We start from the raw sequence: 21,176 nt of genomic DNA, 5'->3' as shown, positions 1-21,176 counted from the left end.
CGGTCATGGCGCACGATGAGATTTCCACCTGCACCGACATCCAGCTGCCGCTGCAGGTGGCCGACGCCGCCAGCCTGGCCTGGGCCGAGCGCTGCGACGTGCTGGTGATCGGCTGGGGCGCGGCCGGCGCCTGCGCGGCGCTGGAGGCGCGCGCCCAGGGCGCCGCCGTGCTGGTCGCCGACCGCTTCACCGGCGGCGGCGCCAGCGCCAAGAGCGGCGGCGTGGTGTACGCCGGCGGCGGCACCCGCCAGCAGCGCGACGCCGGCTACGCCGACACGCCCGAGGCGATGTTCGACTACCTCAGGCACGAGACCCAGGGCGTGATCGGCGACGCCACCCTGCGCCGCTTCTGCGAAAACAGCGTGGCCAACCTGGAATGGCTGGAAGGCCACGGCGCCCGCTACGAGCACAGCATGCCGCCGGGCGGCGGCAAGACCTCGTATCCGCCGGACGGCTACTTCCTCTACTACTCGGGCAACGAGATGGTGCCCTCGCACCGTGGCGTGCACGCGCCGGCGCCGCGCGGCCACCGCACGGTCGGCAAGGGCCAGTGCGGCGCGGTGCTCTATGGCCACCTCCAGCAGGCCTGCCTGAAGGCCGGCGTGCGCGCGCTGACCCAGTCCGCCGCGCGCCGCCTGGTGCTGGACGCCCGCGGCCAGGTGATCGGCGCCGAGCTGTGGTGCCTGCCGCCGGGCAGCCCGGCGGCCAGGGAACACGCCAAGCTGGCGGCGCGCGCCGAGCGCCTGCAGAACTTCGCCCCGGCCTACTGCGACGGTCTGCGCCGCAAGCTGGCGCGCATCGAGCAGCAGCACGCCCGGCCGCAGCTGGTGCAGGCCCGCCGCGGGGTGATCCTCAGCACCGGCGGCTTCATCTTCAACCGGGCGATGATCGGCGAGCACGCGCCCAAGTACCGCAGAAACTTCAAGGTCGGCGCCACCGGCTGCGACGGCAGCGGCCTGCGCCTGGGCCTCTCGGCCGGCGCGGCCAGCGACCGCCTGCAGCAGGTCTCGCCGTGGCGCTTTATCAACCCGCCGCTGTGCTGGCCGAAGGGCATCGTGGTCAACACCGCGGGGCAGCGCTTCGTCAACGAGGAAGTCTACGGCGGCACCCTCGGCTATCCGCTGTGCGAGGAGCAGGGCGGCAAGGCCTGGCTGGTGCTCGACGCGCGCCTGCGCCGCCAGGCCATCAAGCAGGCGCTGTTCGGCGGCTACTGGTGGTTCCAGAGCGTGCCGGCGCTGGCGCTGATGCTCCTCAAGGTGCGCAAGGGCCGCACCGCTCGCGAGCTGGCGGGCGCCACCGGCATGCAGCCGGCGCTGCTCGAAGAGTCGCTGCGCGCCTACAACGCCGCCGCGCGCGGCACCGCGGCGGACGCCTTCGGCAAGTCGGAAGGCAGCCGCCAGGTGCTCGACCAGGGGCCGTTCTACGCCTGCGACATCTCGGTAACCAATCCGGTGTTCCCGCTCGGCGCGCTGACCCTGGGCGGTCTCAAGGTCGACGAGGACAACGGCGCGGTGCTCGACGGCCAGGGCCGGGCGATTGCCGGCCTGTACGCCGCCGGCCGCACCGCCATCGGTATTCCCTCGCATCTCTATATCAGCGGTCTGTCGCTGGCCGACTGCGTGTTCTCCGGCCGCCGCGCCGGGCAAGCGGCCGCCCACGCCGGCCGCGCCACCACCACCCAGGCAGCGCCGGCCGGCGCGCTCGACTGAAACCAGCAGGAGACGAACATGACAGGACGGGTACAGGACAAGATCGCCCTGGTCACCGGCGGCGCCAGCGGCATCGGCCGCGCCATCGTGCAGGCGCTGGTGGGCGAGGGCGCCAAGGTGCTGATCGCCGACATCAATGCCGACGCCGGCCACGCGCTGGCCGACGAACTCGGTAGCGCGGCCAGCTTCATCCGCCACGACGCCAGCAGCGAAGCCGGCTGGGACGAGGTCGCCGCCACCGTGCGCGAGCGCTACGGCCGCCTCGACGTGCTGGTCAACAACGCCGGCATCCTGCTCAAGGGCTCCATCGAGGAAACCAGCCTGGCCGACTGGCACAAGCTGCTGCGCGTCAATTCCGACAGCGCCTTCCTCGGCTGCCGCATGGGCGTGGAGCTGATGAAGGACCACGGCGGCTCGATCGTCAACGTGTCGTCCATCGCCGCCCTGGCCGGCAAGGACGACTACGCCGCCTACTGCGCCTCCAAGGGCGCGGTGGCCGCCCTCAACCGCGCGGTGGCGGCGCACTGCCGCCGGCAGAAGTACCGCATCCGCTGCAACTCGCTGCACCCCGACGGCGTGCTGACGCCGATGACCGTCGCCAGCTACCCGCCGGGCATCGACCCGCAGCAGTTCACCATCGACCGCGACCCGATGAACCGCATGTGCCTGCCCGAGGACGTCGCCTCCGCCGCCCTGTACCTGGCCAGCGACGAGTCGCGCGCCATCAACGGCATGGAACTGCGCATCGACAGCGGCCAGTTCGTCATGAGTATCTAGCTATGAACAGTCCCCAATACATCTCCCTGCGCGTGGCGCAGGTCATCGAGGAAACCGCCGACGCCCGCTCGCTGGTGTTCGAGGTGCCGGCCGAGTTGGCCGGCCAATTCACCTACAAGCCGGGGCAGTTCCTCACCCTGCGCATTCCCTTTGAGGGCAGCTGGCTGCCGCGCTGCTACTCGCTGTCCAGTACGCCGCTGCTGGACGAGCCGCTGCGCGTCACCGTCAAGCGCGTCAGGGACGGCCGCGCCTCCAACTGGCTGTGCGACGTGCCCAAGGCCGGCGACGCCATCGAGGTGATGGCCCCGGCCGGGGTGTTCGTGCCGCGCAGCCTGGACGGCGACTTCCTGCTGTTCGGCGGCGGCAGCGGAGTCACCCCGGTGCTGTCGATCCTCCGCTCGGTGCTGCACGCAGGTCAGGGGCGCGTGCTGCTGATCTACGCCAACCGCGACGAGGCCTCGGTGATCTTCCGCGACGAGCTGAAGGCACTGGCGAGCGCCTACCCGCGCCGTCTGCAGGTGATCCACTGGCTGGACTCGGTGCAGGGCATCCCCGCCGTCGAGCAGCTCGCCGAACTGGCGCGGCCGTTCAAGCACGGCGAAGCCTTCATCTGCGGCCCCGGCCCGTTCATGGACGCCGCGGTGGCCGCGCTGCACAGCCTCGAAGTGCCCAATGCCAAGGTCCACGTCGAGCGCTTCGTCTCGCTGCCCGGCGAGGGCGAGCAGGGCGAGGCGGTGGTCAGCGAGGCGGCGGTGGCCGCGCGCCTGGAGGTGCGCCTCGACGGCGCCGAGCATGCCCTCGACTGCGCGCCTGGCGAGACGCTGCTCGACGCGATGCGCCGCGCTGGCGTGCGCGCGCCGCACTCCTGCCTGGTCGGCGCCTGCGCCTCGTGCATGTGCACGGTGGAGCAGGGCGAAGTCGAGTTGCTGCGCAACGAGGCGCTCGATGCGCAGGAGCTGAACGAAGGCTGGACGCTGGCCTGCCAGGCCGTCGCCACCAGCGCGCACGTGCGCGTGCGCTTCCCCGATTGAGACACGGAAGGCCGAGATGACCGATATTCCGCTGACCACCGCGGCCGCCGAGGGCGTGCCGCCGACCATTCCCGCCCTGGTGTTCGCTGCCGCGCGCCGCCACGCCGGGATCTGCGCCCTGGCCGACGGCGAGGTGCGCATCGACTACGCCGAGCTGCCCGAGCGGGTGCTCGCGGTGACCCGCGCGCTGATCGCCGAGGGCATCCAGCCCGGCGACCGCGTCGCCGTGTGGGGCCCGAACCGCTACGACTGGATCCTCGCCGCGCTGGGCCTGCACTGCGCCGGCGCCACCCTGGTGCCGATCAACACGCGCATGAAGGGCAACGAGGCCGCCGACATCCTCGAACGCAGCGGCACCCGCCTGCTGTTCTGCGTCGGCCAGTTCCTCGGCGTCGACTATCCGGCGATGCTCGAACCCCACCGCCCGGACTGCCTGGAGCGCGTGGTGGTGCTGCCCTGCGAGGCGCCCTCGGCGCATGGCGACCTCGGCTGGGAAGGCTTCCTCGCCGCCGGCGAGGCGGTCGATATGGACGAGGCCCGCGCGCGCGCCCTGACCGTGCGCCCGGACGATCTCTCCGATCTGCTGTTCACCTCCGGCACCACCGGCAAGCCCAAGGGCGTGATGAGCGCCCACGGCCAGAACGTGCGCGCCTTCGCCGAATACGTGCAGGTCATCGGCCTGCGTCCCGGCGACCGCTACCTGATCGTCAACCCGTTCTTCCACGCCTTCGGCTACAAGGCCGGCTGGCTGACCTGCCTGCTCGGCGGCGCGACCATCCTGCCGCACCCGGTGTTCGACGCCGAGGCGGTGTTCCAGCGCATCGAGTGCGACCAGATCACCGTGCTTCCCGGCCCGCCGACCCTGTACCTGTCGATGCTCGCCCACCCCAAGCTGGCAGAAAGCGACCTGTCCAGCCTGCGCATCGCCGTCACCGGCGCGGCGACCATCCCGCCGGTGCTGGTCGAGCGCATGCGCCGCGAACTGGGCTTCGAGGTGGTCACCACCGCCTACGGGCTGACCGAGTGCGGGGGCCTCGCGACCATCTGCGACCCGGCCGACGACGCCGAGACCGTGGCCACCACCTGCGGCCGCGCGCTGCCCGGCACCGAGGTGCGCATCGTCGACGAAGGCAACCGTCCGCTGCCGCCGGGCGAGGCGGGCGAGGTGTGCCTGCGCGGCTTCCACGTCATGCAGGGCTACTTCGAGAACCCGCAGGCCACCGCCGAGACCATCGACCTTGAGGGCTGGCTGCACACCGGCGACGTCGGCACGCTGGATGCGCGCGGCTACCTGCGCATCACCGACCGCCTCAAGGACATGTTCATCGTCGGCGGCTTCAACTGCTACCCGGCGGAGATCGAGGCCGGCCTGCTCGAACACCCGGCCATCGCCCAGGTCGCGGTGATCGGCGTGCCCGACGAGCGCATGGGCGAGGTCGGCTGCGCCTGCGTGGTGCTGCGCCCCGGCCACGCCCTCGACGAACCCGACCTGATCGCCTGGTCGCGGCAGCGCATGGCCAACTACAAGGTGCCGCGCCTGGTGCGCTTCTTTGACGCGCTGCCGGTGAATGCGTCGAACAAGGTGGTGAAGGGGGAGTTGCGGGCGGCGGTGGGGTGAGGATTGACCGGGGCCAGTGGGCTGGCCCGGGCCTTTCGTGGTGATCGCCGTGTCACCGTCCCGAGCAATCCCTGTAGGGGCGAATTCATTCGCCAGCGCGGCCCCGTCAGGCGAATGAATTCGCCCCTACAGGCGGGGAGCCTGCATTACCTCCGCGGGGCCCGCTTCATCAGCGGAGGCGGACAGCGCGGTCGCCGATTGGCCGATGCTGCCCAGCGCCTTGCCGATCTCCGTCCATTGCATTGCCGAGTCCCTCACGCGAATCCCTGCACGCTTGTCGATGGCGGCTGCAGCCTCCATTCGCAAGAGGGTGTCGTAGGCGGAAAGAATGCGCAGGCTGGCACAGTGGAAGTCGTGCAGTTTGCCGCACAGCTCGGCTGCCAGTGCTTCCGCGCGGATGATCTCCTTGTGCCGCGTCGGTGGGATCGACGCGATCAGTCCATCCAGACGCTCGGACACCTTATGGGCTCGCGCAGTGTCGCCCATCGTCAGCAGCTCCTCGGCCAGATCGGTGAGGGCGGCGATGTCATAATCCGAAATGGCGTGTTGCGGCGCTCCCAGGTATGGGGCCAGCGCCGCATCGTAGGTCTTCAGTGCTTCCGGCAGGTTGCCGCGTTCCCGTTCGACCCGGCCGATTCCTGTCAGACCTCGTGCCCGACTGCGCCAGTCCCATTCGGGCATTTCGGCCAAGAAGCGCCGCGCGGTCGGCAGATCCTTGCGTTCAATCGCCTCCATGGTGATGGCCCATATCGTGCTGGTGCGATGGTCGACATACAGGTTGGCATTGAACCCCGAGATCATCTGCATCGCCCTGGCGTAGTCGCCGGTACGGGCCGCCTGCTTGGCGTAGGCGGGTGCCAGCCTGTCCGGGTCGCCGAACTTGCGGGCCAGGTCGAGTTCCCCTGTTTCGATGGCGGTTTCGCCGAGCGCCTGCAGGGCGACGTTCTGCATGCCCGAATCGATGCTCCGCGCTACCTTAAAACCCTGCACCAGCGCCGCGCGGGCCGCTTGCGCGTTGCCGCTGCGTCGCTGCAACTGGCTTAGGGCGCGGTAGGTGAATGCGGCCTGGAAGGCATCGGGCATTTTCCCGATGCGCTCGGCCAGCGGTTCGGTGAACCACGGCTTGATCGGCAGGTCCTCCTTCTCATCGAAGGTCTCGACCAGCCTGCGATACTCGCCGGGGTTGGCGTCGGCCAGTTGCAACGCCTGCTCATAGACGCGCCGGGCCTCCGTCTCGTTGCCCAGCTGCAGGTAGCGGGCACTAATCAGCGGCAGCTCCAAGGGCGGTGAGGCCGAAAGCCAGGCAGCCTCCTCAGCCCGCTTTAGCAGGGCCATCCGCTCCTCGGCCGCCATGTCCGGAGCCTGTCTGCCGATCTCGATAAAGGCCCAGTCCCGGAAGGTGGGCTCCAGGCGCATCGCTGCCTCGATGGCTTCAGTTGCAAAACCGACCTGCGCTCGCGAACGGGGTAGCTCGAGGGCCTTGGGGTCGGCGTTTTCCGCCTTGCTGAAGGCCGCCAGCGCGGCCTCCCGCCACTGCCCGCGCGCCACCAGCTCGTCGATGCCGGGTGTTTGCGCCAGTGCGTCGCCGCACATGAAAGCCATGAACATGCCCGCCAAGAGCAGCCAGGCACTTTTCTGTTGTCTCTTCAAGATGGAAGTCCTTTTCATCTCATCGTGGGCGTCGCGGCCTGTCAGCCGCGATGGTAAAGGCATTTTGCATCTTCGCAGTACGGGGCATTGCTGGTGTGATCACGAGGTAGGCAGTCCGCTCGTGATTTCCACCGCCAACATCACCATGCAGTTCGGCGCCAAGCGGTTACCCCGTCATCGCCTCGGCCCCCGCTCGGTCACCCCGATGGCCACCACCATGATCGCGATGCCCGCCAGTTGCAGGCTGCCCAGGCTCTGGCCGTAGAACAGCCAGTCGATGAGCAGCGCCACCGCCGGGTAGAGGAACTGGAGTACCGCGATGCGGTCGGTACTCAGCCGCGCCATGCCGGCGTAGAGCAGGGCGTAGACCAGCCCGGTGTGGAGCAGCCCCAGGCCCGATAGCCACGCCCACGCTGCGCCCCATTCCGGCCAACCCTGGCTCAGCGGCCAGGCCAGCAGGGCCAGGCTGCCGACCGCGCATTGCCACCAGGCCAGGATGCCTGCCGGCAGGTGCCGCAGGCGTCGGGCGATCACGGTGACGCAGGCCGTGGAGAAGGCGCCGACCAGGCACAAAACGACGCCCAGCCAGTAGTCTGCCGGGAAGGCCGCGTCGCCGCCGAATGGCGCGAGCTGCTCCAGTATCCCGGTCGCCAGCAGCAGGCCGACCATGGCCACCAGCACCGAGGCGATGCGCCGCTTGGCAATCGGTTCCTTCAGGTAGCAGGCGCCCAGGAGCAGCACCCACAGCGGCTGGACATGGAACAGCACGGTCGCCACCCCCGCGGAGGTGCGTTCGATGGCGGCGAAGAACAGCACCCAGCCCAGCACCATCAGAGCGCCGGCGGCCAGCACCGAGATGGCGGTGGCCCTGCTCAGGCGCAGCAGGCCCAGTTGCCCGCGCAGCATCGCCCACAGCGTCAGGCCGAGCAGGCCGAAGGCGCAGCGAAACCAGGTGGTGGTCAGCGGGTCGGCGGCGGCTTCCTGGACGAAGATGCCGATGGTGCCGAGGAGCAGACTGCCCAGGGCGAAGGGCAGCGTCCCGCTCAGTCGGGTCCGCTTGCCATTGAAATTGTCGAGGCCGGAATCGACGGTCGTTGGTGCCGGCAGCTGCTGATGCGTAGTCATGGCGCGATGGTGCGGCTGGATCGTCGGCACGAAAAGCGCATAATCCATCTGGCTTGTATTTGATTATCGAATGGATGGCCGCCGCCGATGACCCCTCGCGATCTGCAGATGGACTGGCTCAAATGCTTCGTCGCCGTGGTCGACGCCGGCTCGCTGTCGAGTGCGGCCGGCGAGGTGCATCGCTCGCAGTCGGCGGTGAGCATGCAGCTCAAGAAGCTCGAAGCGGCCCTCGGCCGCCAGCTTTTGGTGCGCGGCCCGCGCCATCTGGAGCTGACCGCCGACGGCCAGACCCTGCTGGGCTACGCGCGGCGCATGCTCGATCTGCACGGCGAAGCCCAGGCCGCCTTCCACGGCGAGGAACTCACCGGCCGCGTGCGCCTCGGGGTGCCCGACGACTATGCCGCCAAGTACCTGACCCCGGTGCTCAAGCGCTTTGCCCCGCGCCACGGCGCAGTGGAGATCGAGCTGGACTGCGAGCAGTCGACCTCGCTGATTCCGCGTGTGACGCGCGGCGATCTGGACCTGGCGCTGGTTTCCCGCGACCACCCGCGGCGCGGCACCCTGCTGTTCCACGAACCGCTGGTGTGGGTCGGCTCGGCGCAGTTCGAGTTATGGCGGCGCGATCCGCTGCCGATTGCCGTCTACGAGGACACCAGCATGGCGCGGCGCAGCGCCATCAACGCGCTGGCCCTGCAGGGGCGCCGCTACAAGGTGGTCTACAATAGCTCCAGCCTGGCTGGACAGATCGCCGCGGTGGAAAGCGGCCTGGCGGTGGCGGTGGCGACCCAGTGCAGCGTCCCCGAACACCTGCAGATCCTCGGCAGCGAGCACGGCCTCGGGCCGCTGGAGCCCATGGAAGTGGCGGTGTACCGGAGCCGGGCCTCGCAAGGCTCGCCGGCCGTGGACAGCCTCTACAGCCTGCTGATCAAGACGCTCAGGCTGGCGGGGCAGGCCTGAGCCCAAGGCCGCTCGCTCCCGGTCGGGGAGCGGCGAACTCGAGTCGAGTGCCCGATCGCACCAGCGCATGGCCAACTACAAGGTCCCACTCCTGATGTGCTTCTTCGACGCGCTGCCAGTGAATGCGTCGAACCAGGTGGCGAAGTGAGCGTTGCGGGTGGCAGTTGCCTGACTCACACGCCAACGATCCATGCGGCCGCGGCGGCACCGGTCGTTGCTTTGCTTTCACTGCTCACACCGCTCAGTTGCAGTCTTTCAGGGTGAGAGACGACCCGGAGCAGGCCATGCAATCTGTGTACGGACTATCAGTTGGTGCAGCCGGAAGTCTCCGGGTACAGGTAGACAAGTCCGTGCTTCTCGCCCTTGGAGTCCTCGTAGGTCAGCGCCGCGGGAACGACTCCGCAGAAGGTCTTTGCCTTTTCGGGAAGGAAGTACTCGACCTTGATCACCTTGGAGATGTCCAACGGCATTCCGTACTGATACTGCTTGAACTCCGGCGTCTGCACGTCCTTGACCCCATGAACCACAACCATCGGGGGTGGGGGCGCGGGTTCGGTTTCGGCGATGGCCAGGGACGCAACGGACACGGCTGTAATCACGGCGAGGGCACAGCACAGTTGCAATGGACGGCTATGCAGCAGGTTCATGAGATGCTTCCTCGAACAAACTCTCGGGCTCCATCATGACTGTTCGATGCAGGGCAATGGCTTTGCTACAAGCGTTGGATAACCCCACATAAGTTCCGTCAATCGTAACGGTAGCAGGCTGAACTGGCCCTGCTTTCCTAGCCGCCGCCATTCGTCCGCTTCCGGCGCGCCTTGCCGGGCCATATCGCTAATTGCCTGAGCGGTGGGGCTGTCAACTCGAGTTGGGCTGAGCACGTTCCCAAACCAGGCGCCGCTCCTCGCCATAGCGGGTTATGGCGAGAAGAGACGACGCCGTTTCGGCCCATGGGCGCCGAAATTGACTGACTGAAGCTGATTAACCGAACCAACCAGACAGGTCACTAAACGTAGGGTTGCCCCTTGAATCCACGCGGCAGTCGCTGGAGTCCGGGCATCTCGGTGAGTCTCTGCAGCCAGGCGGCGCGCCACTGGTAGCCGCCGTGAGCGCCCTTGCCGGCTGTCCGTGCTCGGCGCGCGGCGTTGCGCTCGGTTCGGCGAGCCTCCTTGAATGCCTCGGTGTCGCGGCAGTTGCGGCATTTCACTCGTCCGGTTTCCGTGGTGGAGAGGAGCGTGCCGCTCTGGCGGCCGCAGGCGAGATGCCCGTCGACCATGTAGTGGGTAACGTAAGTCGCCATCTATGGATCTCCTGCGCACAGGGTGCGCGATCGGACGAGCATCGGGGCCGGGCCCGGCGCACCTCATGGTTGGACATGCCGTCTCCCTGGCTGCAACAGCGTTTCCCTGCAGCTGAAACCCTGGCGGGCATTGCTCGTTAGACCACGCCCGGCGCGCGAGCTCGCACTTCCGCCATCCATTTCCCGCACAACCGTCCCGCCGGGGCCAGCAGGGGCGATCAACTCTTCGGATCGGCATCGGTATCGGCAGGGGGCGGCGTAGGCGGAGGCGGCTTCGCAGCGGCGCCGCTTTCCTTGCTTTGCTGTTCGGCGGCGATTTCCACGGCGATGGCAGCGGCCTGCTCGGCGGGCTTGCCTTCGGCCCGGCGCTCGTACTCCGCCTCGCTGCGCTTGTCGAGAATCTTGGCCTTCACATCCGAGAGCATCTCCTGCTTGCCCGGCAACTCGACTCGCAGTTCCTGGACGAGCATCAGCAGCGTCGCCGCGAGGGGGAGGGAAAGCAGTGCGCCGAGGATGCCCGACAGCACCGCCCCCGCCAGAATCGAGAAGAAGATCACCGACGGCGGCAGACGCAGCGCCCGCCCGTACACCTGGGGAACGAGGACATGGCCCTCGAATTGCTCGTAAGCGAGCGTCAGCACCAGCACCAGCATCATGACCTCGATGCCCTGGGTGGCCGCTGCCGCCACTACCGCGATCATCGACAGGATGCTGCCGATGTAGGGCAGCACGTCGGCAATGCCGGCAAACAGGGCGAGGGCCACCGCGTTGGGAACCCCGCAGGCGGTCAACAGCAGGAACACGAAGAGGGCCATGCAGCACGAGACGATCACCTGCCCGCGGATGTAACCGCCGACGATGGTCTCCAGGCCGAGCATGATCCGTGACAACCGCACGTGGTGGGACATGGGGACCAGCAGAAACAGACCGCCGCGCACGCGATCCCGGTCGAGCATGATGTACAGGGCGAGGAATACCGAGCTCAGGATATACGCCAGGACCGCCACGGCATCGCTGGCCAGCTCCAGCGCATTGGAGACACCCAGCCTCGCCACGTCGGAGACACGCAGGGCGCGGACCCTGTCCGCCAAGGGGATGCTCAGCTGGAGGTCCTCCAGCCAGTCCGCCAGGCGCGCGCGCAGCAGAGGCGCCTCATCGAGCAGATTGGTCGTCTGTTCGATCACGGCGGGAATCGTCAGGGTGATGAACAGCACGGCAGCCACCATCAGCCCGGCGAACACGATGGCGATGCCCAGGTTCCGGGGCAGGCCGCGTGCTTCCAGCCAGCGCACCGACGGGCTCACGGTGCCGACGATGCTCAGGGCCGCCACCAGCACCAGCACGACGGGCATGGCGCGGATCAGCAGCCACAGGCCGAAGATGGTCACGATCAGAACAATGAGCGTGCGGGGCGAAAACTCGATGCGAATCGCTCGGCGCCGGTCATCCTCTGGAGGACGCTCATCGGTTCCGCGAGTTGACACGGGGTCGCCTCCATTGCTGCGGGGCCATTCGGGGCATCGACCGGGGCATCCCCTCCGATGCCGGGCCGAGACCTCAAGAACGGCCAGTGGCATATGCCGCTCGCCGTGCCCCCACCGCACCCGACAGCCAGGGGATGGGGGCTGCAGCTCGATATTCCCCAGCCGGGACGCTCAAGGCTTCCAGGGTTGAGCGGCCCCGGGCTGTTTTTCAGCGATTGATCAGGGAAATCTTGGTGCCCTCGATGCTGACACCGGCCATCAATCCCTGCTGGTCGAACACGTAGGCATAGGCGTCGTCCTTGGCCGAGGTGGTCGACAGGTTCTTGGAGACCCCTTCGTCCACCACGACCACGGTGGGGCCTACGCCGAGCTCCCAACCCTTGGTCTTGTGCACGTAGTCCACGGCCTTGTCGGTCATCAGGAACAAGGCGTAGGCGTAGGATTGGGCGCCCGCCTGCAGACCCCAGGAGCCGGTCACGGAGTTGTAGTAACTGTGCACCTTGTCGCCATGGAACATCACGCCCTCACCATAGGCCCCCCCGAATACCAGGCCAGCCTTGACCATTTTCGGGAATACGATGATTGCCTTGGCGCTTTTCGACAGGGTTTGGGCAGAGGGGTTGGTCTTGTAGAGGATTTGCAACGCCTGGCGGGCATCGGCATCCAGTTCGTCGGAAGTTGCAGCGCTGGCACTGTTCAGCAAACTTGCTGACGCCAGTGCTACCGTCGCGAAGATGATCGCGAGAAAGAGTCGCAGTGACTGGGTCATTTTCATTCTCCGATAGAGAGATGGTCCGCATGTAACGAGCTGCGGTAGCAGCCCGCACATGCAACGAGCAAGGCAGCAACCTGCTAAAGAGCAGCTGCCCGCATCACGGCCGGCGGCCTTGGATGAACTGGACCAGGACCATCACGATGGCCACTACCAGCAAGATGTGGATGAAGCCGCCCATGGTGTAGGTCGAAACCAGGCCCAGCAGCCACAGGACAAGCAAGATAATCGCGATCGTCATGAGCATGTTTGTACCTCCGATGATCGTCAGGCAGTCATCTGCCTGTCCCCAGATTTAACGTAGCCGCCAGTCAGGGTCTGTTCGGTAGCAAACATAAGCGCGGCCGATGGCGGCGCCCGCACCCTTCCTTGCTGCGCCGAACGGGCCAACCGGCCGGCCTCGTCGCCACGCGGTCGCCTCCCGGATGCCAGCTTTTCAAGGTGCAGGGCGGCCGCCTCGCGAACAGGCACCCCTGCCGCTCGAGAGTCCGGGAACCTCCTGCATCGCCTTGCGCCGAGGTCGGGAGGCGACCGCGTGACAGGCGAGCGCTATATGGTGCCCATCACCACCAGGATGATGACGATGAGCAGCACCAGCCCCACGCCACCCACGGGGTAGTAGCCCCAGGAGCGGCTGTGCGGCCAGGTCGGCAGGACGCCGAGCAGCATCAGGATCAGGAGGATTATCAGGACGGTACCCAGGCTCATGGCATTTCTCCACGGAGTCGTCAGGGACAGGTGCGCCGCAGCGGGGGACGGTCGCGCTCGGCTGGCGGCACGGCTACAGAATGGACATATCTCCCGGCCGGCTCTGTTCGTCAGCACACACAAGGCGCCGGGATCGCGCGCAGGATGCGGCTTTCGCATGGCTTCACAATTCAGCGGGGGCGCCCAGACGCGCCCGCGCACGAACGGCCCGCCAGGGTTCGCGGAGGCACGAGGGCGACCGGTGCCCGCGTGCCACGTTGCGGTGGCACGCGTAATGCACGTCATGGAAGGATATGTATGATCCGAACCAGCCGGCTGTGGATGCCGGTGGTACTGGAGCTGCACGGGTGCCGGTGGGTGGTCGAAGGCGCCACAGGCTTCGCTCCACTGCTTTGCTCGCACGTCCGATGTTTGCCGAACCTTGGCTCGGGGCCGTCCGGAGCCGAACCGCACTTCCCGAAATCTTCTGCAGGAACCTGTTCATGGAAGCCAACAGCCGTCCCCTGATGCGCATTTTCGAGCCCACCGTGTCCTACCAGATCCCACTGTTCCAGCGCCCCTACGTGTGGCGGCGCGAGGACAACTGGCAGCCGCTGTGGGATGACCTGGAGCGCCTGCTCGGCCTGGCGCTGGCCGGCCAGCGGCTGCGCCCGCACTTCCTCGGCGCGGTGGTGCTCGAACAGGTGTACGACGCCACCGGCTGGGTGCAGCGCCGCCAGGTCATCGACGGCCAGCAACGCTTCACCACCCTGCAGCTGCTGCTGATCGCCCTGCGCGACCTGTGCCGCAGCCAGGGCAGCGAGCGTTACTGCGAGCGCTTCGACTCGCTGGTTTCCAACCGCGCCGCGCTGGTCGACAAGGCGGAGGACATCCGCAAGCTGCTGCCGACCAACTTCGACCGCCAGGCCTATGCCCGGGTACACGAGGCCGGCAGCCCCGACGCGCTGCTGGCGCAGCTTGAGGAGGAGGGCGAGGCCGTCGACCCGGAGCAGGGCATCCTCGGCGCCTACCTGTATTTCCACGAACAGTTCGCCGACTGGCTGGCGCAACCGCTCGCGGAGCGCGGCTACCGGGAGCGGGAGAACCGCCTCGAGGCGCTCTGGGCGGTGGCGCAGAAGGGCCTGCAGCTGGTGGTGATCGAACTGGGCGAGCACGACGAGGCTCAGGTGATCTTCGAAACCCTCAACGCCCGCGGCACCCAGCTGCTGCCGGCCGACCTGATCAAGAACCTGCTGTTCCGCCGCGCCCAGGACGAGGGCGACGACATCGACCTGCTGTACCGCACCTACTGGGCGCAGTTCGACGGCGAGTTCTGGCGCGAGGAAACCCGCCAGGGCCGCGACAGCCGGCCGCGCATCGATATCTTCATCCGCCATTTCCTGACCCTGGCCATGCGCCACGACATCCGCTTCGTACACCTGTTCGAGGAATACAAGCAGTACGTGCAGTACACCGATGATTGGCGCTCGTGCCTGATCGGCGAGGCCACCAGCGCGCGCGAACACCTGGCGCTGCTCGCCGAGTACGCCGAGCACTTCCGCGAATTCGCCAGCCCGGCGCCGGGCTCGCACCTGGCGCGCTTTCTCAAGCGCCTGGAAGCGGTCGACACCTCGACCCTCCACCCGCTGCTGCTGCTGCTGTGCAGCCAGCACCTGCGCCCGCAGCAGGAGGACGAGTTCGAGGCGATCCTCGACGTGCTGGAGTCGTTCCTGTTCCGCCGCATGATCTGCGGGCTGACCAGCAAGAACTACAGCCGCCTGTTCCTCGACCTGATCCGCCATCTGGAGAACCAGGGCAGCATCACCGCCCGCGCGGTCGAGCATTTCCTGCTGGCCAGCGAAGGCGAGGGCGCGCGCTTCCCGACCGACGCCGAACTCAAGCGCGCGATCCTCGACCAACCGCTGTACCAGTGGTGGCCGCAGTACCGGGTGCGTACCGTGCTGGAAGCCCTCGACGCCGCCCTCGGCAATGCCGCAAGCGAGGCGGACAGCCCGCTGGCCATCGAACACATCCTGCCGCAGAAGTGGGACGACCACTGGCCGGTGCCCAAAGCCCTGCACAAGAACCCGCAAGGCAAGCAGGCCTTCATCGAACAACGCGACCGCCTCAAGCACACCCTGGGCAACCTGACCCTGATCGCCGGCAGCCTCAACCCGGCGCTGTCGCGCTCGCCGTGGGAAGTGAAGAAGGCGGAGCTGCTCAAGTGCAGCCAGCCGGGGCTGAGCCGGGAGCTGCATGCGGTGGAGGACTGGGCGGAGCGGGAGATTCTGGCCAGGGGGGAAGTGTTGGCGGAGGTGGCTTGTGGGGTTTGGCGGTATCCGGTGGGGGAAGCGTGAGTAGGTAAGGCTGATCGCTTGGCCCCGTCAGTGCAGGGCCAACCGCAAAGCGACCATGTTGACGGGGTTCCTCAAAATGCGGCCGGCGACTGTAGCTTTTCTAGGAGGATGGGGCTCAGTAGCTTCGAGCCACCGTTCTATGCTTCCGGTCTTGCTCCTCTCCCTGGCAAGGGAACGAGAGCCTTGGCCCTCGAAGACGAGAGGGCATTTGAGTGCAATAAAGTCTATGGACAGGTAAACTCACGACCTAGCTGATTTGGGTTTCAGTTGATATTGACCGGGAAAAAGACGTACTAAATCGATGCCAAACCAAACGAAAAATTCGTCCTCAATGTCGCTTCCTGATGTAGTAGCTCCCCGGTCCGTAAATGGCATTGACACTTCTCTTCTATATAGCGAGCTCAAAGCACAGTTCAGACGATCTGGCGAGCCTGTGGAGGTTAGCTTTCGCCAGTTGGTTAAGTGGGTGACTTTAGGTGACCAATTTACGCACCAACTACATCCATATCCGGCCAAATTGCTCCCGCATATAGCAAACTTCTTTATTCGAGCCAAGGCTGCAAGAGGGGATAGTGGTATTGTCTTAGATCCTTTCTGTGGGTCGGGGACAGTAGCGCTTGAAGCTTCATTGGCAGGCCTTGTCCCACTTGTGGCAGACGCAAACCCATTTGCGCTGCTTTTGACAAAAGTTAAAACTCATCCCTATGATGTTGATGGGTTGCGAAAAGAGCTAAAACTCCTTGCATTAAAGTGCAGGCGCTATAGAAAAGCGCCAGAAGTCGATATTATAAATCCGCAGATTTGGTATAAAAAAGAGCACAAAGAAAAACTCGATGTAATTGCTCGCGCTATCTCGGAGATAGACAATCTGGATCAAAAGGATTTTTTTAGATTAGCCTTTTCCGTTGTTGCAAAAAAGGTCAGTTACTCTGATCCGGCTGTTAGTGTTCCAGTTAGGCTCAAGCAGAAAGAGAGTCTAAGCAAAGAGGCGAACGCTCGAGTGCAGAGCCGTCTCGATTGGATTGAGTCATTGAACGTGGTGAATGAGTTTGTGTCAACCTGCGAGCAAAACATCCAAAGAGTAGCCGAAGCAAATAGTTTCTTTCCGGGTCGCAAACAAGCCATTCAGGTCGGAGATGATGTTAGAAATCTTTCCGATAACTTGTTGTGCAAGTTAAAGCCTTCTTTGATACTGACTTCTCCTCCATACGGTAGCGCCCAAAAGTACGTCAGAGCCTCAAGTCTTTCCCTGAACTGGCTTGGCTTGGCGAAGCCTAGCGATCTATCGATGCTTGAGGGGCGATCCATTGGACGCGAGCATCTGCCCCAGTGGAGGGAAAAGAGCGGTAATAGCTACGAGCTAGGCGGGCGTTACGAATCCATACTGAGTAAGATCCGAAGTGTTAATCCTCTAAGGGAAAGGATAACAAGGCAATATCTTCTCGATATGCAGAATGCCGTAGTGGAAATGCATAATACTCTGTCAGCGGATGGTCATATTGTTTTTGTGGTAGGAAACAACACGGTATGTGGTGAGGTTTTGTGTAACGATGAATTCTTGATTGATGCGTGTCTTGCTCACGGAATGAAGTTAGAGTTAAGTCTTATTGATCACATAAAATCAAGAGGACTTATGACTAAAAGGAATCAGACGGCATCTGTTATCTCTAGGGAGGCAGTGCTCGTTTTTAAGAAGTAGGTGGATATGGCAATAGATCTTTTGGAAGATAAGATTGCAACTCTCACGCAGCATGCTTGGGACGAAGAGGTCCGTTGGCCACATATAGAGGCTTGGCTGGATAACTTTGCAGGAGAGGTTCTAACTAAAGATTTAGAGCGTAAGTACGCGCTCTTTGCCCTTACTCGATTTATGTACTTTAGCCGGCGAATGGTTCGGGAGATGTTGCGCTCACTCTATCGAGATCATTTTAAAGCTCCAATGATTCAGAGGATAAGAAGGAATTTCAAGGGCACGAGGGATGGCGACTTTCTCCAGCGTCAGTTTTTACACGAGCTGAGTGCCACGAGATTCTTAGGTGTTGGCAATCCATCCGAAAGCGGTGCTCACCTATTGTATTTTTTTCGGCAAGTGAATTATCTGAGAAAAGACTTATTTGTTGATTTTTCGTCCGCATTTGAGGCGCGCAGTGTGCGAGGAAAGCCGGGGATTACGGTCGGCTATGCTCCAAGAGAGCCTGGCGTCCACCGGTTTGTGTTTTTTGACGATCTAGTTGGATCTGGAACTCAAGCGAGTCAGTATTTAACCCGTCAGCTAAGAAAAATCCGCAGCATTAACAGTGGGCTAGATATTAGATTTATGTCCCTTTTCGCGACTGCCAAGGGGCTGGAAAAATTAAATCATCCATCGTTATTTGATGGCAAGGCTATGAGCCTTTTCGAGTTGGATGATACATTTGAAGCTTTTAATATAAATTCTAGGTATTTTTCTTATCCGCCGCCTTGGTTCGACAAAGTGGAAATGGAGAGGGTCGCCACTCATTATGGCAACAAGCTCTGGTTTCCGCATGGATTAGGATATAAAAACGGCCAATTGCTGCTTGGGTTTTCTCATAATACCCCTGACAATACGTTGCCAATTTTCTGGTACGATGGGGTTAATCCATCTTGGTCGCCGGTATTCGTTCGATACCAAAAAATGTATTAGAGAGCGTTTATTATGGTTGATAAAGCTAATCCATTCTCGCTAGTGCGAGCCTCTGACATTACGGATGCTCAAATAAACTCACTGTGGGTTGAGCTAGGTGCAGCGATAATAAATGCTGTAATGGAGCCCACCTCTCCAATCTCAAAATACATATTAGGGGGAAAGGGCACGGGAAAAACCCATTTACTTCGATATCACTCATACCAGGTTGCCAGGCTGCGGAGGCCTAACTTGAGTGGTGTCGACTCTGTTAAAGAGATGGGATATCTGGCTGTTTTCTTGAGGGCGACAGCACTTGATTCGGCGAGATTCGAAATGCCAGGGGAGCCCCCCGTCAAGTGGCAAACTCTATTTGGGGTCTATTTGGAGTTAAAGCTGACAGAGCTGGTTCTTGATGCATTGTCAGAGATAAAGAAGACGTCGCCGGATGTGTTTTTTGACGAGATCTCTTTTTTGCGCTGTTTAAACGAGTCAGTGGGCAACCCGGGCGTGACTCAATGTCAGTCTATAGAAGAGTTAAGAGCCTGGATTGAGGGGGAGCGTAGGTCTATTGATCAAGCGGTAAATAATGCGGCGTTCTCGGGGGCGCTTGACATACGCGCACCTTTTGGAGTTGGCGCTCTGTGTCTGCCTCTTAAGCGAGCAATGTGTGCGTTAAGTGACGACTTCAAGGATATCCCTTTAATATACATGCTTGACGAGATCGAGAATTTCTCAACTTCTCAGCAAGTTGTAGTGAATTCGCTTATTAGGTATGGCGAAGGTTTGGCTACTTTCAGGGTTAGTGGGCGGCTCTATGCAAGACGTACAACAGTAACTATAGGGGGCGAGGAAAACCGCGAGGGTTCTGAGTTTAAGACCGTTCGTCTGGATGATATGCTGACGAAAAATATAAAATTTGGCCAGTTTGCGCGGAAGTTTGTTCAAAATAGATTGGGATTTGGGCGTCGTGTTGGGAGAAATATAGGACAGTTTGAGCCAAGTAATTGCTTGCAGGAAATTGACTCTTCAGACTTTTATGAGGCTTCTTTTTCGAAAGTTGGAATTGATCCAACTGATAGGGTGTTCATTAAGAATTTCGAGGACATGCTCAAGTCTTATTTCATTCTTCAAAAGTGGGATATTGGGCTGGTATCTGAGATTGTGGATTTGCTGGTTTCCGGTCATCCACTAATTCTGCAGAAGTTAAATATTTTGCTTTTCTGCAAAAAATTTAAAGCCGCAGTCGCTCCTCTTGAAATGGCGAAGGAGATATCGCGGCAGGCAAAAGAATTCGTTCTACGAGCGCCAAGAGGTAAAAGTGGCTATGCCAATGCATATGGGCACTATAAGCTTGATCTGTTTGCCCAGTTATGCCGCGAGTCCAAGAAATCGCTAGGGGTTCCCTATGCAGGATTTGACACTTTTATTGGTATGGCATGCGGAAATCCAAGAAATCTTTTGATTTCGCTCGGGCGCATCTATGAAATATCGGCATTCAAAGAATTGGACTTTGTAAGCGGGCCGCCGGCCGATATCGCCCTTCAAACAACTGCTGCTGCAGAAGCTGCTAGATTCATGTTTGAAAGAGATACCAATTACGGTGCACCTTCAGACGTTGCAAGAAGGGCAATCGAGAGGCTTGCCTCTCTGCTGCGTACTGCGCGGTTCGCTGTAAAAATTCCCGAAGTGTCTCCGCTGACAGTTAGCTTTTCGGATGAGGATTTGAATTCGGAGTCCAGAAAAGCGTTGGATTTGGCTTTAAAGTATTCTTTTTTGTTTGAAGTTGACGAGGGAAGACCTGATAGGAATAGTGATCGGGTAAACCGAAAAGTACAACTGAATCCCATGCTTTCTCCGCGTTGGCAACTTCCGATAGCTAGGCGCGGGGACATAAGCCTTAGCTCAGAGTTGGTGAACTCGATTTTCGATGGTGAGAAGGTTGCGGAGTTTGAAGTCCTTCTCCGGGGGCTTGCTAACAAATGGAATAATCCATTCTTTCAGTCCAATTTTTCAAGTCAGCAAAAAGATCTTTTCTCATGATTGATTATTCGATTTTTTATCGTCGATCAATAAGCGCTGGCAGGATAAAAAAAGAGCTAGCGGCTTTTGACGTATTTATATCAGCGTACAACTCTAGCGACAGGGTTATTAGAGTTTTTCAAGATGTGGTTGCAGGGCAGAAATTTTGGGTGCTGCACCCCGAATATCGTTATGCACCCTTGGATGAGCCTCATGGCGCTCCTTTAATCAGACCTTGCGACCTCGACGAGGTGGCTCAGGTTAACAATATAGTAAATGCTCTCGGCGGAAGTGTTGCTCTTGGTGGGTTGTCGCTATGTATAGATACCACCGGATTCATGCGGCACGTGTTGGTTTTTCTTGTAGCGAAGCTTGCACACAGTGGTGTGCAGCGAGTTACTTTTTTGTATTCTGAACCAGTTTCATATGTCCAGCAAGAAGACACCCCCTTTAGTACAACTACTACGGGCCGAGTTCGCCCTGTAAGGGGGATGTCGCTTGTGAATGCCTCCAACGACAAGGATCATCTTATTCTTGGTGTCGGCTATGATCATAAGCTTATTTCGGAAGTTGTAAACAATAAAGACGACGCTGAGGTTTATCCGGTTTTTGGCTTCCCATCTCTTGGGCCAGATATGTACCAACAGAGTGCTCTTCGTGCGTCGGAAAGTGGGGATGTTGCGCTTAGTAGCAAGTGGGTTAGTAATCGAAATTTTGCTCCAGCAAATGATCCTTTTGCTACAGCTGAAGCGATTAGAGATATTGTCTTGAGGATTGATTTTAAATATGGGTCCCCAAACATTTATTTGGCACCCCTCTCTACCAAAGCTCAAACTCTAGGATTTGCACTTTACTGGCAGCTCGAGGGGCGTCAAAGAGGAGGCGTCTCTCTTTTGACGCCCGAATGCACAACTTATTCAAGAGAGACAAGTCTTGGAATAAAAAGGCTCTGGGCGTATGAAGTGGAGTTTTTTTGATTTTTTATAATTAGCCCATGCTCAGATCGAGCGACTATCGTCGCCGGTATACGGTGCGAGACAAGG

Annotated in this window: 18 protein-coding genes; 10 read left to right on the top strand and 8 right to left on the bottom strand. The window is 61.8% G+C overall.

All coding sequences use genetic code 11. The features are described from left to right. Positions 1-5: 5 nt before the first annotated feature. From LMJ29_RS15310 to LMJ29_RS15295, 4 genes are read left to right on the top strand one after another with little or no spacing between them, the layout of a single operon-like run. A complete protein-coding gene (locus LMJ29_RS15310; protein WP_229606388.1) occupies positions 6-1,709 on the top strand; it encodes an FAD-binding protein in 1,704 nt (567 codons plus the stop codon). Between the two features lie 18 nt (positions 1,710-1,727). After that, positions 1,728-2,486 carry an SDR family oxidoreductase gene (locus tag LMJ29_RS15305; protein WP_229606387.1) on the top strand — a complete coding sequence of 253 codons (759 nt, stop codon included), beginning with the start codon at positions 1,728-1,730 and terminating at the stop codon, positions 2,484-2,486. A gap of 2 nt (positions 2,487-2,488) precedes the next feature. Continuing rightward, positions 2,489-3,517 carry a ferredoxin--NADP reductase gene (locus LMJ29_RS15300; RefSeq protein WP_229606386.1) on the top strand — a complete coding sequence of 343 codons (1,029 nt, stop codon included), beginning with the start codon at positions 2,489-2,491 and terminating at the stop codon, positions 3,515-3,517. A gap of 16 nt (positions 3,518-3,533) precedes the next feature. Next, entirely contained in the window at positions 3,534-5,135 is a 1,602-nt protein-coding gene (locus LMJ29_RS15295) for a FadD3 family acyl-CoA ligase (RefSeq protein ID WP_229606385.1), read from the top strand. A gap of 126 nt (positions 5,136-5,261) precedes the next feature. On the opposite strand, the gene LMJ29_RS15290 is transcribed toward LMJ29_RS15295, so the two are convergent. Together LMJ29_RS15290 and LMJ29_RS15285 are read right to left on the bottom strand one after the other, a co-directional pair. Further along, positions 5,262-6,785 carry a hypothetical protein gene (locus LMJ29_RS15290; protein WP_229606384.1) on the bottom strand — a complete coding sequence of 508 codons (1,524 nt, stop codon included), beginning with the start codon at positions 6,783-6,785 and terminating at the stop codon, positions 5,262-5,264. Positions 6,786-6,959: 174 nt separating this feature from the next. Continuing rightward, the gene (locus tag LMJ29_RS15285) at positions 6,960-7,910 is read right to left on the bottom strand and encodes a DMT family transporter (protein WP_229606383.1); all 951 of its coding nucleotides are present in this window, start codon (positions 7,908-7,910) and stop codon (positions 6,960-6,962) included. A gap of 87 nt (positions 7,911-7,997) precedes the next feature. Here LMJ29_RS15285 and LMJ29_RS15280 point away from each other — a divergent pair, with 87 nt between their 5' ends. Next, on the top strand, positions 7,998-8,867 hold the full coding sequence (locus LMJ29_RS15280) for a LysR family transcriptional regulator (protein ID WP_229606382.1): 870 nt from the start codon (positions 7,998-8,000) through the stop codon (positions 8,865-8,867). A 305-nt stretch (positions 8,868-9,172) separates the two neighbouring features. Here LMJ29_RS15280 and LMJ29_RS15275 read toward each other — a convergent pair whose 3' ends face one another. The 6 genes from LMJ29_RS15275 to LMJ29_RS15250 all read right to left on the bottom strand — a co-directional run bounded on the left by LMJ29_RS15275 (position 9,173) and on the right by LMJ29_RS15250 (position 13,131). Then, positions 9,173-9,514: a DUF2790 domain-containing protein gene (locus LMJ29_RS15275; RefSeq protein ID WP_229606381.1), complete on the bottom strand. Its 342-nt coding sequence runs from the start codon at positions 9,512-9,514 to the stop codon at positions 9,173-9,175. Between the two features lie 359 nt (positions 9,515-9,873). Next, complete coding sequence (locus LMJ29_RS15270) at positions 9,874-10,167, bottom strand: hypothetical protein (protein WP_229606380.1); 294 nt, start codon at positions 10,165-10,167, stop codon at positions 9,874-9,876. Between the two features lie 218 nt (positions 10,168-10,385). Further along, complete coding sequence (locus tag LMJ29_RS15265; RefSeq protein ID WP_229606379.1) at positions 10,386-11,651, bottom strand: AI-2E family transporter; 1,266 nt, start codon at positions 11,649-11,651, stop codon at positions 10,386-10,388. Positions 11,652-11,859: 208 nt separating this feature from the next. After that, entirely contained in the window at positions 11,860-12,420 is a 561-nt protein-coding gene (locus tag LMJ29_RS15260; RefSeq protein ID WP_229606378.1) for a lipid-binding SYLF domain-containing protein, read from the bottom strand. 103 nt (positions 12,421-12,523) lie between these two features. After that, complete coding sequence (locus LMJ29_RS15255; RefSeq protein WP_229606377.1) at positions 12,524-12,670, bottom strand: lmo0937 family membrane protein; 147 nt, start codon at positions 12,668-12,670, stop codon at positions 12,524-12,526. Positions 12,671-12,972: 302 nt separating this feature from the next. Beyond that, positions 12,973-13,131, bottom strand: coding sequence for a DUF3309 family protein (locus LMJ29_RS15250; protein ID WP_229606376.1), 159 nt, complete (start codon positions 13,129-13,131; stop codon positions 12,973-12,975). Positions 13,132-13,613: 482 nt separating this feature from the next. On the opposite strand from LMJ29_RS15250, the gene LMJ29_RS15245 reads away from it, so the two are divergent. The 5 genes from LMJ29_RS15245 (at position 13,614) to LMJ29_RS15225 (ending at position 21,110) form a co-directional block, all read left to right on the top strand. Continuing rightward, the gene (locus tag LMJ29_RS15245; protein WP_229606375.1) at positions 13,614-15,467 is read left to right on the top strand and encodes a DUF262 domain-containing protein; all 1,854 of its coding nucleotides are present in this window, start codon (positions 13,614-13,616) and stop codon (positions 15,465-15,467) included. 331 nt (positions 15,468-15,798) lie between these two features. Continuing rightward, a complete protein-coding gene (locus tag LMJ29_RS15240; protein ID WP_229606374.1) occupies positions 15,799-17,166 on the top strand; it encodes a TRM11 family methyltransferase in 1,368 nt (455 codons plus the stop codon). 6 nt (positions 17,167-17,172) lie between these two features. Continuing rightward, positions 17,173-18,132, top strand: coding sequence for a phosphoribosyltransferase-like protein (locus LMJ29_RS15235; RefSeq protein ID WP_229606373.1), 960 nt, complete (start codon positions 17,173-17,175; stop codon positions 18,130-18,132). 12 nt (positions 18,133-18,144) lie between these two features. Further along, complete coding sequence (locus LMJ29_RS15230; protein ID WP_229606372.1) at positions 18,145-20,154, top strand: ORC-CDC6 family AAA ATPase; 2,010 nt, start codon at positions 18,145-18,147, stop codon at positions 20,152-20,154. After that, positions 20,151-21,110, top strand: a complete 960-nt coding sequence (locus LMJ29_RS15225; RefSeq protein WP_229606371.1) for a hypothetical protein — start codon at positions 20,151-20,153, stop codon at positions 21,108-21,110. Before LMJ29_RS15230 ends, LMJ29_RS15225 begins: the two co-directional genes overlap by 4 nt. Positions 21,111-21,176: the final 66 nt, after the last annotated feature.

The organism is Pseudomonas oryzagri, from assembly GCF_020831405.1.
Taxonomy (GTDB): Bacteria; Pseudomonadota; Gammaproteobacteria; order Pseudomonadales; family Pseudomonadaceae; genus Geopseudomonas; species Geopseudomonas oryzagri.
This window is presented reverse-complemented; position numbering and strand designations above follow the sequence as displayed.